The 14,220-nt window shown below is 64.0% G+C and carries 6 protein-coding genes; 1 reads left to right on the forward strand and 5 read right to left on the reverse strand.

Annotated elements, in window-relative coordinates:
• Positions 1–78: 78 nt before the first annotated feature.
• Positions 79–570, reverse strand: a complete 492-nt coding sequence (locus ABFX55_RS40540) for a hypothetical protein (protein WP_346128664.1) — start codon at positions 568–570, stop codon at positions 79–81.
• On the opposite strand from ABFX55_RS40540, the gene pglX reads away from it, so the two are divergent.
• Positions 561–4,100: a BREX-2 system adenine-specific DNA-methyltransferase PglX gene (gene pglX, locus ABFX55_RS40545; protein WP_346128665.1), complete on the forward strand. Its 3,540-nt coding sequence runs from the start codon at positions 561–563 to the stop codon at positions 4,098–4,100. The two genes, ABFX55_RS40540 and pglX, sit on opposite strands and share 10 nt — an antisense overlap.
• 249 nt (positions 4,101–4,349) lie before the next feature.
• Here the strand turns inward: pglX and ABFX55_RS40550 are convergent, their stop codons facing one another.
• The 4 genes from ABFX55_RS40550 to ABFX55_RS40565 are packed head-to-tail and all read right to left on the reverse strand — an operon-like array spanning position 4,350 to position 14,183.
• Complete coding sequence (locus tag ABFX55_RS40550; RefSeq protein WP_346128666.1) at positions 4,350–6,476, reverse strand: DEAD/DEAH box helicase; 2,127 nt, start codon at positions 6,474–6,476, stop codon at positions 4,350–4,352.
• A complete protein-coding gene (gene brxD / locus ABFX55_RS40555) occupies positions 6,473–7,813 on the reverse strand; it encodes a BREX system ATP-binding protein BrxD (protein ID WP_346128668.1) in 1,341 nt (446 codons plus the stop codon). The genes ABFX55_RS40550 and brxD overlap by 4 nt, the downstream gene beginning before the upstream one ends.
• Positions 7,810–10,542, reverse strand: a complete 2,733-nt coding sequence (gene pglZ, locus ABFX55_RS40560) for a BREX-2 system phosphatase PglZ (protein WP_346128669.1) — start codon at positions 10,540–10,542, stop codon at positions 7,810–7,812. The genes brxD and pglZ overlap by 4 nt, the downstream gene beginning before the upstream one ends.
• A complete protein-coding gene (locus tag ABFX55_RS40565) occupies positions 10,539–14,183 on the reverse strand; it encodes a BREX-2 system ATPase PglY family protein (protein WP_346128671.1) in 3,645 nt (1,214 codons plus the stop codon). Before ABFX55_RS40565 ends, pglZ begins: the two co-directional genes overlap by 4 nt.
• Positions 14,184–14,220 lie beyond the last annotated feature (37 nt).

Below are 14,220 nucleotides of genomic sequence, written 5' to 3' on the forward strand. Positions count from 1 at the left end.
CCTTGAGTAGGAAGTGCTGCAGGAAGATCCAGTGCGGTCGTGTCGAACACCGCTTCCTTGACCCCCGGCGCGGAAACCTCACTTCCGCGCCGCACGTCCCCGGTTCGCAGCACGTCGCGGCTGCGGCGAGCGCTCCCAGACCGTGGCGAGGAGCACCGCCGCGTCAAGCTCTCCGGCTTTGTCGATGACACTGAGGCTCAGCCGGTACCGCATAACCCGGTCAGCCATGTAGCAGAACGCTCCTAGGCCCGCGCCGAGGAGAAGAGTCCACCAGGGCAGGCCAGCCAGCGCTGAACCGGCCGCCGTTAAGGCGAACCCCACCTTCCCACCCCATTGCATATCTTCTCCATCGGCCCGTCGTCGCGTGAACCCAAACACGTCTGGATTGATTTCGGTACGCTCGGCAGCTGTCGACAGAATCGCCGACACGACGGCTGCACCGGATCCACGAACCAGCAGGCCCTCTTTAGAGGCAGGAGGAGAAGGTCTGAGGAAGCCGACTTCAAGTAGAGTAACATCAACTCGACTAACACGTGCCAAATATTTAAGGGATGCAAGCCATGGATCCACGGACGCTCCTCCGCGACCTAAGGGCACGGCTGGCCGTTCTGACCGATGACCTGAGCGCCCAAGCCAATGCCTTCGGCGCGGAGGAAGGCCTGCGCTCGGAATGGGCAGAGCTGATCTCCGGACGCCTGACCACCGCCACTTATTCGGACTGGCGCGCCGCGACGCTCTCCGAGACGGCGACCGCCTGGCTCCTCGGCACAGTCCTCCTGCGTTTCGCCGAGGACAACACGATGATCTCCGAGCCCTACCTATCGGGCCCGGATGGCCCCGGACTTGCTGCGGTACGGGAGGCCGCCTTCTTCCGTCAGAACCCGACCGCCACAGCCCGTGACTGGCTCCTGGCCGGGTTCGCTGACCTGAGCGTCGCCCGCCCCATGGCCATGATCTTCGATCCTGCGACTAACCCGCTGGGTCGGATTCCCCTGTCCCACGAGGCTGCTGTCGCGCTCATCGCGTTCTGGCGGTCCGGCCACCGCTCCTTCGCTGATCCGGCGTTGGACACCGGTTTTCTGCGCGACCTCTATCAGGGCCTCTCCGAGACCGCCTCGCGGACCTATGCATTGCTCCCCACCCCGGAATTCGTCGCCGATCTCGTTCTCGACCAGACCCTCGACCCCGCGATACAGGAGCACGGTCTCGACGCTCTCCGCCTGATCGACCCCGCCTGCGGATCCGGTACCTTCCTCCTCTTGGCCTTCAATCGCCTCGCCGATTACTGGAAACGGTCGGACCCGGCCCTGACGCCGGAGGAACGATCCGCCCGAGTCCTGCGGAGCCTTCACGGCGTCGACAAGTATCCGAACGCTACCCTGATCAGCCGCTTCCGTCTGCTCATCGTCGCCATGCGGGAGAGCGGCATCCGCATGTTGCGTGACACCGACCGGCTCCTGCCCATCATCGCGACCGGCGACGTGCTGCTCGCCGGTCGGCCATGGCCCGAGTCCGACCTCCTCGAACGGCTGGAATCCCCGGAGCGTCGTGCTGACGACGTGAGCGCCTTCGCCGACAACGCGCTGCTAGCCCCTGGTAGCTACCACGCCGTCGTGGGTAACCCGCCCTATCTGGCGGTCGCAGACAAGGCCGAAAGCCTGCTATACCGCCGGGCCTACCCCGTCAGCGTGGGGCGCTACGCATTGACCGTCCCGTTCACCGTGCGGTTCTTTGAACTCGCTATCCGCGGCACGCGCTCCCCCGGACACGTCGGGATCCTGCTTGCCAACAGCTTCATGAAGCGGGAGTTCGGCCGCAGGCTGATCACGGATTTCCTTCCCACGGTCGACCTCCGGTGCGTCGTCGACACCTCGGGTGCCTACATCCCGGGGCATGGGACGCCGACAGTGCTGCTCTTCGGCGTTAATCAAACCCCCGAGTTCCCACGCGTCCAGATCGTCCTGGGCTTGAAGGGCGAACCATCCGTTCCGGACGATCCCGCGCAGGGACACGTCTGGCGCGGCATCCGGGCCAGCCTCAGCGACGACACACGCCCCTCCGCATGGATGCAGAACCTAGAGCTCGACCGATCCGTCCTCACAACCTTCCCCTGGAACCTCGCTGGCACCGACACCACCGCAATCCTCCAGGCCATGGACACGGGAGACCCACTCGCCGATCACGTCAGGCGCATCGGCTACCGCGCGAGCACCGGAGCTGACGACATCCTCACCGCGTCCCCTGCCACCCTTCGACGGATCAAGGCTGAGCCCACGCCACTCGTCCCCGTGATCTCGGGATCCGGGGTCCGGGACTGGCGGGCCGTCTGCGATCGCACTGGTATCCAGCTCGGCGAGCGAGCCCCTGAGAACTTCCCTCACCTTGCGAGGAGACTGTGGCCGTACCGGACCCTGCTGGGCCAGCGCAGATCCTTCGGCGGCACGACCTACTTCGCCGAAGGGCGCCCGTGGTACTCCTGGCACCAGATCTCCCGCGACGAGGGGGTACACCCCTGGTCGATCGTCTTCTCCTGGGTAAGCACTCACAACCACTTCGCGATCGTCCGGACCAGAGCCACACCGCTGAACTCTGCGCCGGTTATCGAGTTCGACCAAGACGCGAGCGGCACCGACATCGTCAGGCTCAACGCCCTCCTGAACAGCTCGCTGCTCGGCTTCTGGCTGAAGCGCCACAGCAATAGCAAGGGTCAGCCACGCACCGACCAGACTGGATCTGGCGAACCCTGGACGCTGTACTACGAGTTCACGGGAACACGCACCGGTGACGTGCCGCTCCCTCACGGCTGGCAGTCAGACCGGTCGTGGAACCCCGACCTCCCCTCGGCGCTGGACGCGCTCGCGGCCGAGGCGGAGGCGGCAGACCCGTTGGCCGTCCTCGCCGGTGCGGACCTGCCTTCCGAGGAGCTGATCGAAAATGCTCGCCTGAAGTGGACGGAGGTGAGCGCGCGGATGGCCGTACACCAGGAGGAACTCGACTGGCACGTCTACTCCCTTTACGGGCTTTGCCCTCCCGACCTAGCACTCCGCTCCCTTGACGAGCTTCCGTCCTTGGTCCCCGGTGAGCGTCCGTTCGAGATTCTGCTCGCCCGAGCGATCGCCGCGGGACGGGAGACCTCCGACTGGTTCTCCCGGCACGGCCGAACGGCTACCACCGAGGTCCCAGCCCGCTGGCCGGAGTCCTACCGAACTCTCGTGGAGCGGCGCATCAGCGCCATATCCTCGACCGCCGCCCTCCGAGTCCTCGAGAGTCCCGAGTACAAAAGGCGGTGGACAACCGAGGACTGGCAGACGCACCTGCGAGAGGCAGCCGGTGAACGGCTCATCACATGTCTAGAGGAGCGTGACCTCTGGTACGAGAACGATGGATCCCTGGTCCCCCAGCCCAGGATCCGCGCGCTCGGCTGGCTCCTCGAAGAACTGGGCCGGTCCGCCCGCGTGGCCCGCCTGGCCTCGCTCGCCGCCCCCGGCAAGCCCATCGAGGAGGTCCTCACCTCCATCCTCACCGAGGAGAGCGTCCCCTTCCTGGCCGCGATGCGCCTCACCGAGACCGGCCTCCGTAAGCGCCGCAACTGGGAGGAGGTCTGGGACGCCCAGCGGCAGGAGGACATGCTGACCGACGAGGCGGAGATCCAAGCCTTCCGAGTAGGGCTTCCCGTCCCGCCCCGGTACACCTCGGCCGACTTCCTGAGGCCTTCCTACTGGCGTGCTCGAGGCAAGAACGACATCGCCAACGAGGCCTTCATCTCCTACCCTTCCGGCAGCGGGGTGACCGTGGCCTTTGGTTGGGCCGGATGGAACGCACTGGAACGAGGGACGGCGCTAGCCCTGCACGCCCTCGACGCCAAGAGCGCGGGCGTCGAGGCGTCCGACCTCATCCCCCAGATCGCGGGTCTCGCCGAGCTCCAGCCCTGGATCGACCAGTGGCATGGCACCTGCGGAACCCCGGAGGGCGCGCGCGCCGATGAACTGAGGCATTTGCGACGGACACTCCAGGATCAGTGCGGTGTTGCCGACGAGACCCTGCGAGCGTGGCGGCCGCCCAAACCCCGCCGAGGACGGCCGCCGAAGAAGCGGGGCTGAGCGCCCGAGGTCAGCGGGTGGAGCTATAGGTAGCTACGTCGTGTTTGAGGCGAGCGGGGCCGCAGGGGTGGCCGGAGCGGATGACGGTGGTGGTGTGGTGGAGATTCCACGGAGGCGAGGCCCGCGCTGGCCAGTTTGTCGAAGAATCCACAACGGCCTCCGACACGGCGTCTCACTGCCGCTTCGTCGCGGTCGTGCGGTCTGCCATCAGGCCCCATTATCCACAGGCCTATGTGGGTGAGGCTGCATTCAGAGCTGAACGAAGCCGTAGGGCTCTCCGAGGACGTCCGCCGCGCCCGAGAGGTCTACCAATCGAGCAGCCAGCGTTCGCTCGGCAAGATGCAGCGGTAGCGCTGTGCTGAACTTCAGCCCCGCGACCGCTCTGTCGTCCACCGAGGGCAAGCAGAGACGGCCATCCAGCTCCTGCAGGGCGGCCGCGAAGGCAGCCGGCGTCAGATCTGTCCTGAGACGGATGTTGAGGTCATCGACGCGTTGGGCCTCGTCGGCGAGCCGACCAAGGGTCGCCTTCAAAGTTGCGTTGGTTCGGTACCCTGCCCACGTCCACCAGCGGAGATCAGATCCATCGTGGATGATCACAGTCCCGCCCGGGTGCACGTTGTCCCTCGAGTCCACTCGCGTAGTTGCTAGCGTCGCAATCGCTCGTTGAGTCAAGCGGACAGGAGGATCGGCACCAAGAAGAACGTCACGCATACCCCGCGCAAGTTCGAAGGAGGTGCCGCCCATTCCGGGGGTGAACCATCGCGCTTTGCCGCCCGAGCCGTCAAATGGGTCGACGAAGCAGCGGCGGCGCTTCCAGTCAATCCAGGTCACTCGCCAGGTTCGGCCGCCGAGCAGAATCAGACGGGGTCCGTCGATCTTCTCGGTTAGTAGCCCGGGATCTGTACGGCCAATCTCCTCCCGGCCAGAGAGAACGGTGAACTCAGGCGAGGCTGTGAAGACGACCGTGAGGTCCATAAAGTTGCGGCGGCCGAAGCGCTTCTCGGCGAGAGCACCGATAAACAGCATCCCGCCGTCCTGTTCGAGGAATCCTTCTGCCACCAAGTAGTCGACGATTGGCTTCGCGGCATCTCCGAAGAGTCCGTTCCACCACTCAGGCCACAGATGGGAGCCGACCCGATGCTCCTGCAGGCAGAGGGCAAGCATCTGCTGGGCGATGATGTGGCGGGGATCCGGCGGGGGGTGGACCGGCTCGACGAAGCCACGTCGCCAGAGCAGCAGTAGTCCGGCGGCTGCCAAGAGCGAGCCTTGGTCCAATGTGAGGAACAAGCAATTCCGAGTACTTCCAGGCCGGCGCCCGGTACGGCCAAGTCGCTGGAGGAATGACGCAACCGAACTGGGAGCGTTGATCTGAATGACGTGGTCCAGATCGCCAACGTCAATTCCAAGTTCTAGGGTGGACGTCGCCACGATGACGCAGTCTCTCGCTTCCGCGAAAGCCAGCTCGGAGCGACGGCGCTCGTCGGCAGAGAGCGATGCGTGGGATAGAAACGTGGTGACGCCGCGCGCCCGAAGTGCGGCTCCGAGTTCTTCAACAAGGCGCTTGGAATCGGCAAACACTAGGCGCTTTTCGCCGGTGTGGAGAGAGGCGATCACCCGCGCTGCGTTCGCCATGGAGCCGACATAGTCGAGCTGCACGTCGGGTTCCGCAGGTGCCGAGAGGACAGACGCGTTTTCCACACGGGACGGAGTGGGGGGTTGGGAATCCGGAGCGACGACTACGGCGGAGCAAGTTCCCTTGCTGGAGCCCTGGAGCCAGGAGAGCAATTCGGCCGGATTCCCGATCGTCGCAGACAGCCCGATTCGCTGAATTGGACGCCCAATCAGGTGGGTGAGTCTCTCCAGTACGGCAAGCAGATGCCAGCCACGATCGTCTCCCGCGAAAGCGTGTACCTCGTCAACTACCGCTGCACGGAGTCCCGCGAAGAGGTGCCGGTGATCGACTTTCGTCGAGACCAACATGGATTCGATCGACTCGGGAGTGGTCAGCAGGATGTCCGGCGGATCCCGAAGGATCGACTGCCGGCGTGCGGTCGAAACGTCCCCATGCCAGAGGGCGGCCCGACGGCCCGTCCAGGTCGCATACAGTTCCAGGCGCGGGAGAAGGTTGTTGAGGAGCGCCTTCAACGGGCAGACGTAGAGAACCGAGACACCGCTCCACTGGCCGGAAGCCATCGCTGAAAGGATCGGGAACACGGCGGCCTCAGTCTTGCCGCTGGCAGTCGGTGCCAATAGAAGAGCATCCGATCCGTTGAGCACCGGCGTCACAGCGGCAGCCTGAAGCGGGCGCAGCTCCGGCCAGCCCAACGTGTTCACGATGTGATGGGCCAGGGACGGATGTAGCCGCTCGATCGTCACGGCAGATCGAGATCTACATCGCCGGGATCGGCCGCACGAACAACCAGGACGTTGCGCTCCTCCTCGGTGAGCTCGCCAGCAGACATTGTGAGCACGTAGTGCTGACGGGGATCGAAGTCGGGGAAGTGGTCCACCCGGTCGAGCACGTCTGCTACGAGTTTCCGCAGGAAGACGCGGGGCGCCACGCCAACCTTCCCCCCGAATCCGCCCGCGACGGCGGAGGCGAGTGTCGCGATGTATGCGTCGTCTACTTGCGCCTCCACCCGTTTGGGAGACTGCGCTCCCGCTGCGTAGAGATTTCGTACGGCAGAGCCAAGCTGCACCAATCGAGGAAGATCGAACCCAGGGAGGCGGATTTGCACCGCTCGGGGCGAGTCGAACCGAGGATCCGTCCTAAAGTCGGTCGCGAGTCGCTGAGTCAGCGGGGTGAGCCGTTGTACTCCTTGCTGTCCGTCATAGAACGCCGGCGTCCCGGTGATCATCAGATAGAGCCCTGGGAAACGGCCGGAATCGACCTCATCGATCAATTGTCGAAGCGCGTTCAGTCCCTTTTCCCGCACGTCGGTCCGTACCCGCTGCAGCGTCTCGGTCTCATCCAGAACCACCAATAGCCCCGGATGGCCGCAATCACGTAGCACGGTGAGTAGGCCCTGCAGGAACCCGAGCGCGCCAAAATGGTCCAGATCGCCGCGGATTCCGGCGGCGCGACGAGCCAAGGCTGCCACGTTGGGTTGTCCTCCGATCCAGGCGAGGAGCGACTCGGCAAGCGCGTTGTCCCCACTCAACCGAGCCCGGCGATAGGTCCGCAAGGCTGCGGCGAAGGCCGGTGTGGTCCGTGCCACTCCAGAGAGCCGCAGCTCCAGCAACTCGTCAACTCCTGCGCTCAGCGCGTCGACGTCATTCGCCGCGATAGAGCCAGCGGCGAGAACGTCCTCCTCCAGCGTGAAGAACCAGCCGTCGATCACGTCCCTCAGCGCGCTGGGCGGCGCGGAAGCGGTGGTCAGCCGTTCAACCAGCCGTCGGTAAACCGTCTCCAGCCGGTGCAGTGGCGTCTCGGATTCCGAAATCTGAATCTCAGCGGTTGCCAGCCCCCGGCGCTTGGCCCGCTCGGCGAGCCACCGTGCGAAGAAGGTCTTGCCGGAGCCGTATTCACCCCTTACGGCCTTGAAGACCGCAGAGCCTGAGGCAGCAGCAGAAAGCTCGTCATCCAGCGCGTTCTCGAACCGCTCCAGCCCCACGGCGAACATATCGAGGCCAGCGGACGGGACCGTACCCCTGCGGAGCGCATCGACCACCTCGCGGCGGCGGACTGCGCTGACCGATCCGGGACTGGTCACGACTTGGTCCCGAGGAACTGCTCGCGGAGTAGTGCGATATTCAGCTCGATCGTGCGACCGCCATCAGTCTCGGCGATGACTATGTACCCATCCACGTTGAGCAGTTTGGCCACCTGCGCAACGTACCCGGACATGCGGAAGACCGGCTGGTCTACGAGCGCCGCAGCGGCTGTGACCGGCAGCTTTCCTCCAGCTGAGACCAGCCCGTCGATCAGCTTGGCGATCTCTACGTCGTCGGGCGCCCGACGTACAAAGGTTCGCTGCGCGGCAAGCAGCGCCGAAGCGGCGACAGAAGCACCGAGCGTGGCCGCAGCCGGAACATCCGATTCATCGAAGAGGAAATCCCCAAGGGGAGGCCGCTGCTTTTGGGCCTTCTTCTTCGTGGTGCTCTCAGCAGATGAGGTCGCTGGAGGTATCGCCGCCACCGGGGTATCCCACCACGCGGGAGCATGAACGGGCGTGCTGTACTCAGCCCACCCCTTCGGCACCAGCTCCGGTGTGGGTACGAACGCCAGGATGGGAACGACCATCTCCGCCGGAGACACCCCGCCGTGATAGCCCGCCTTACGTGGTGTGTACCGAATCCGCTCGTCCCACGGTACGACTACGGCTGGCCCTGACAGCACTCGCCTACCTCGCACCTCGATCTCCCCATCCCCAGGAGTTCCAAGACGGTGGCGTGCTGAGTCGGCTGAAGCTGAGTGAATGTCGTTCAAGCGGTCGAGCACATGCCCATGATCGGAGGTGAGGATGACTGGACGGCTCACCCGCCAGGCCTCTTCCAAGAGCGAATTGAGGAAGGCGATATCGGTGAGTCGCCAATGAGGCAATCCATCCTCTCGCCCCCGATCCAATGCGTCATCGATGGTGTTCAGCACTACACCTACCACCGTGGATGCGTCCCGAATCGCGGCCAACACGGAGTTGGAGATATGCGTACCTGCACCTCCACGCAGTTCGCCCTTGTGAAAAAGAACCGAATTCCTGCCCCGCCAGAACGAGGTGAACCCGGCTTTCTCCTCTGGCTGCCCACCGGCGCGCAGCGTGCCGCACAGCAGGCTGGCCCGCGAGAACTGAGTGACCGACGGGACCGTAGCGATAGCTGGCTCACGCCCGTCGTCGCGTCGGCCTGTCTCGATCCAGCGGCGCCCGTTGACGATGTCCTCAGCGAGTTCGCAAGCAACGGCAGCGCTCATACCGTCCAGAACGATGATCAGAGGAGGTCGCCGTTCGGCCAGTGGTCGGGCAATCCGCTCCAGCAGGTTCTCGGCGAGGACAAGCTCTCCAGTCTCAGCGGAAGTTTCTGTCCATGTCGTGAGCCGCTCTGCGAACACTCGATCAAAGTCCGCACGGCGCTCACGGACCGCTTCGTAGAGTGCCCCATAAGCACTCCCGGCGGATGGAACGCGTGTGGTGTCTGCACCCCAGATCTGGGCTAGAGCACGATCTACCCAGGCGTGCTCCCTCAGGTATGCCGTTGCCCCGTCACGCAACGTCCCAGGTTCCTTCGCCGGCAGGGCAAGCCAGCGCGTCAGCCGTACGGCTGACGCCGCCGCTTCCACTTCGGTGGCTCGGGCAATCGTCCGACGATGCTCCCCAAGTCGCGCCCACGCCTCTTCGATCGCTGAGATATCTCCACCACGTGGCGCGGGCAGCGCCTGGGAAATCGTGTGAGTCAAGGCAGCCAAGCGAGCATTGAAGCCCGCGTCCAAAATTGAGCTGGCGCCAGCCAATCGGTCTGCACCAAGTCCACGAAGGATCTGCTGTGCCCGATCGCACATCTCATCGGCCAACTGGGCGCGCGAACCCAGACTCCATCGAACCACAAGCGACTCGCAGGCCTCGGCGAAGCTCGCGATGTCGGTTACGGAGGGGGCCTGTCCACCGAAAAAGCGCTCTTCCGCGCGGACCCTGGCGGTGATGCGGACGCGTGTTGAGCTTGTGTCGGATTCGATGCCATCATCCGATTCTTTGAGCATGGGTTCCTGTAGCTCCGACACAGCGAGCCCGAGCGGCACAGCCTCGGGCCCCTGCCCGCTCTTAACCATGCGGAATACCACGCGAGCGACTGGACCGATGGTTTCGGAGAGCCAGTCGCCCAACCCGTCTCGCTCCTCCTGGCGTAGGTCGGAGAAGCGCGTCAGGGTAACGTCGCTCAAGGTCCACTCCAGCAGCGCTGCCGCGTCAAGCTGCTCTTCGTCGGACGAGCCGCCGAATCTGATCGCTGTCAGCCGATTGAGCGCGGTCTCCAGTGTGAGCACCGGACCGGTGAGTCTCCGCCATCCGGTCTCCCGGGGCTTGGCGTCGAGCAGGGACTCGGCGAGCCAGCGCCACTCCTTCTTGGCCAGGCGTGGATCCAGTCGTTTCGCCCCGAAGTCATCGGAGACAAGGTCCCATCGATTGATCGGCCTAACCGCATGTTCGATAGCTCCGGCCAAGACGGAGAGCCCGATCTCCTCATCGTCGCATGGTGTGAGGACGACCAGGAAGGTGTCCGGCTCACGAGGACTGCTGATCGCGTCCAGCACGGAGAGCACAGTTGGGCAGGCCACTACGGTGGCGGTGATGCCGTCCGAGGAAATTTCGGCATCGCCGCGCCACTCTGGAGCAGCACGAAGGAGCAACACTCTCTCGGGCCGATTGCGCTTCTCGATGAAGGATCTAGCCCGACGCAGTTCCCCCTCGACGACCGCGAGGTTCGCCATGGGAATTATCGACGGAATCGTCATCGCACGATCCGCCAGGTGATCTCAAATTCGGCGTTCGGGTTGTCGGCCATGGCCTTTTGAAGCTCCTCGGTGACTGCCCGCGCCTCCTTGCCTCGCACTGTGTGCCGGGTTGTCCCCGGTGGCTTGGGCTTGAGCTTCTCGCTTCCACCACTCGGACCTGGCGAGGGTGGAGACGGCTCGGTAAGCAGATCGATCGCGTCCTGCTCAGCCCGTGCGAGTGCTCCGGCCAGCTGGACTTCGTGCTCGTTGTGACCAGCCGCGATTCGCACTTGATCGAGGATCGCCCGAGCTGGCTCTGCCTTCTCGCCCTCGCCCGCGGCAAGGATCGGAAGCTGGTCGATCAACCTCCACCGCACGTTCGCGAGCGCCGTGGTCAGTGCCTGCGCGCTGCGGAGGCACGCTCGGTAGATAGCGGCCTCCTCCGGCAATTTTGCGCCTGCGAGCGCCTGAATGGCTGCAGTGGGATCACCCACAGTGAGCCGGTTGAGCATGCTCGCCGCGACTTGTGCAGTTGTGAGCCGAGCTGAGCCGCCCAGACCGAGCGTGGCGGCATGGCGCTTGAGCTCTGCCACATGACCCTCGATCGCAGGCAACCACTCCGAGGCCCTTACCCGCAAGTCAGCAGAAAGGGCCTGTACGGCTCGCGCCGAGAGCACCGGAGGTACGGCCACCTCGAAGATGTCTCTTGTGCGCTCGCAAGCGAGAGCCCAGTCAGTCTGGGATGGCAGCTCCTGGCGTCTCAGAACCAGGTCGCCGGTAATCTTCCCGAGATCCGGAGCGTTTCGCTGAGGCTGTCCGCTCCTGACCCAGGCCCGATCTGCCTGAATCGCGTAGCAAGAGATCAGAAGATCGGTCACCAGCGGGGGAAGACCTGGCTGCTCGTCCTGGATCCAGCGCCGAATATCGGAGACTGCCACCTCTGAAGCGGCCGTTCCTGCTTTTCGATCAATGAGTTGCTTCCACTCGTCCCCGAGCACGAACGCGGCTTCGTGCATCACTCCGATCTTCAGCGGATTGGCGATCCGCTTCAGCACGGCGACGTCGGTTCCAGAGATCTCAAGTCTGCCGACCTTGTCCTGGGCAGCCAGCTCGACCGTCTGAAGCACAGTCAAGAGCTCCGAACGGGAGATCTCTTTACGACGTCCCTGTATGTCGAAGTCGGGATGCTTGGGATACCGGTGATCGAGGAGGAGCAGCGATAGATAGCGGAGCGCCTCGGGGAAACCCTGTCCCACCCGTGGCTTGGCTTGGAGTTGGGAGTCCAGACAGAGAATGTGTTCCTCCGCCCTGGCGCCCAGATCCGCGTCCCGTTCCCGGTCGCTGTCGATGCCGTACGCAGCCTTGATCGTCCCGATCAGGTTCGACCGGAGGGCAGCGCGCCGATTGTCCAGTTGAGTGCGCGCGTGATGGCGGTCTTCCAGACTGAGTGTGGGGGTGTAGTCAGTGAGTAGATCCCGCTCCAGTAGAAATGAGATCTTGATGAGGTCTTCCAGATCGCGGATCCGATCCGCGGAAAGGAAGTGCGGCATCCACACCAGCGTCGGCGGCCGATCAAGTTCGGCCTGGAGCTCTCGGACTCGCCGGTAATCCTCGGCAGGGCTATGCGTGCCCGAATCGAACGGATAGTCGATCACGAACCGGATCGCCTCGGGGTCCGTCGGCGAGAACTCTGCAGCGGCGACCTTGTCGCGATCCCGCACGTTCGCGAAAGCCAACTCCACCGTCCGCTGGGTTCCACGCCAGATCACCGTAGTGGTGGGGACGAACTGGCCCTTGTCCACGACGCCCAGCTCCGACCAAAGGAGCTCCTTGATCGTGGTGCGCTTGGCGGATTCGTCGGCCTTGTCGACCACTTGAGCGAGGATGGCTTTGGTGTCGACGCCTATCAGGGCGACTTCGACTGTTGGATCCTCGGCTTCGGAGACACGGATCTCACCAAACTCATTGGCCAGCTTCCGGAGCGTCTCGGCAACAGCTCGTGGTTCGCGCCCCGCAAGGGATGTAACAACCGCACCGTGATTGAGTGCAGCCAGGCGCGATGAGGTGAGAGTACGAAGAGCGGGAACACCTGGCACCAACGCCGCCAGTAGCAGGGTCTTGGCGATCAGATCGTCGGAGCGGAATGCGTGACGGGTGGACAGAGCCCGAGCCTGATCCTCTGTGAGCTCGTGCTTCTTCAGCAGGTATGGCCTCAGCTTGACCTTGTAGAAGCGTTGAGCCTGGGCGAACTCACCCTTGAGCTTGTCGGAGAACGGCTCGTCCTTGCCATCGGTGAGGACGTCGTAGATGGCGCCGAGCGGCATGAGCTGGCCAACCGTTAGGACGTCATGGTAGGCAACCAGAAGTTGCTGCATGAGTCGCAGAGCTGAGCGCTGCCGTTGAAGCGCGCCGGACAGGTCGACCATGGCGTGAAGAAATGCGGGGCTGAACGGATAGGTCGCGCGAAACGACTCGCGATCACCGACACCACCTTGTGCGTCCAGAAGGGTTTCCCAGACATGGGAACGCACAGCAGTTGTCTGGGCGAATGCTGCGTCTAGCTCTGCCGATGCTCCCGGCTTTGCGCGGAGCATCCGATGCTTCACGATCTCCGGAAGATTGCGATCTTCCAGCTTGATCACGTTGAAGCGCTCGGCCCAGTAGTTCAGCGTGTCGAACAGGCTGCCCGCTTGTCCGCCGGCGAGGTCTCGACCGACCAGATCCTTCAGGTCTCGCTGCCGGGGGATGAAGCTGACGATCGGCGCTGGACGCTCATTCTCCGCCGACTCCACCAGTTTGGAGATCTTCTGGGCTTCCAGCGTCATGTGCTTGGTGTCACTGACCAGTCCAGACAGCCAGAGCACGAGCTCATCCAAGAGCAGCACGACTGCGTCATAACCAAGGACGCTCTTGGCGTGCTTGCTGATTACCGACAGGCCCTCGTCGAGGGAGATATACGATTCGGCGTCGGCACGAACGGCACGGGCGTACCGCTTGAACGGCCCCATCAGGAGGTCACCGATCAGACGCCGTCGCTCCGCATCGCTAGGCGGCGCCGCAAACGCCGCATCCAGCAGATTGGAGTCCCAGGACTTCTGCCACTGTGAGCCACCACGAGAGATGCGCGCTATGAACGTCTCGTCACCCTCGTCGGCCCGCATCTGCGCAGCGTCCGCAATGAGTTCGTCATCTACGAACACCGCAGGCAGGGGCTTGTCCGGGTGCGCTTTGAGTACGTGGGCGACGTAGCCTCCGAGAACAGCTGCCTCCAAGGATCGGGACTCGACCACGTGGTAAGGCACGAGGAGGAACTTCCGTCCTGCTAGCCAGGAGTCGTGCTTGCCCACGATGTCCGCGAGACCCTTCTTGCCACGGGCCGCGGGATCACCCTTGAGGATGGCGTGGAGGACCGCCATGAAGTGGCTCTTGCCGGATCCGAACGATCCATCGAGGTAAGCCGCGTGGGAGCGTCGACGCTCAACCGCCTCCTGGATGAGTCCCAGCGCCTTGTCGAAGCTGGCAGCGAGCTGCTCGGTGACCACATAGTCCCGAATCGTGACGTCCTTGAACCGCTCGTCCACTCCATCGGAGATGGTTAGGACGTAGTCCCCGGAGGTCACCCGTTCCGGGATCTCAATCAGGTCGCTCAGCAGCTTCGTCATCGTCTCTCAGTCGTCTCTTCGCTGCGAGCTAAGCGCT

The organism is Nonomuraea roseola (assembly GCF_039535395.1).
Taxonomy (GTDB): Bacteria; Actinomycetota; Actinomycetes; order Streptosporangiales; family Streptosporangiaceae; genus Nonomuraea; species Nonomuraea roseola.

Excerpts from the sequence above, each read along its gene's own strand:
- ABFX55_RS40565 (WP_346128671.1), bottom strand. The coding sequence starts at position 14,183 with ATGACGAAGCTGCTGAGCGACCTGATTGAGATCCCGGAACGGGTGACC.
- pglX (WP_346128665.1), top strand. The coding sequence starts at position 561 with ATGGATCCACGGACGCTCCTCCGCGACCTAAGGGCACGGCTGGCCGTT.
- pglZ (WP_346128669.1), bottom strand. The coding sequence starts at position 10,542 with ATGACGATTCCGTCGATAATTCCCATGGCGAACCTCGCGGTCGTCGAG.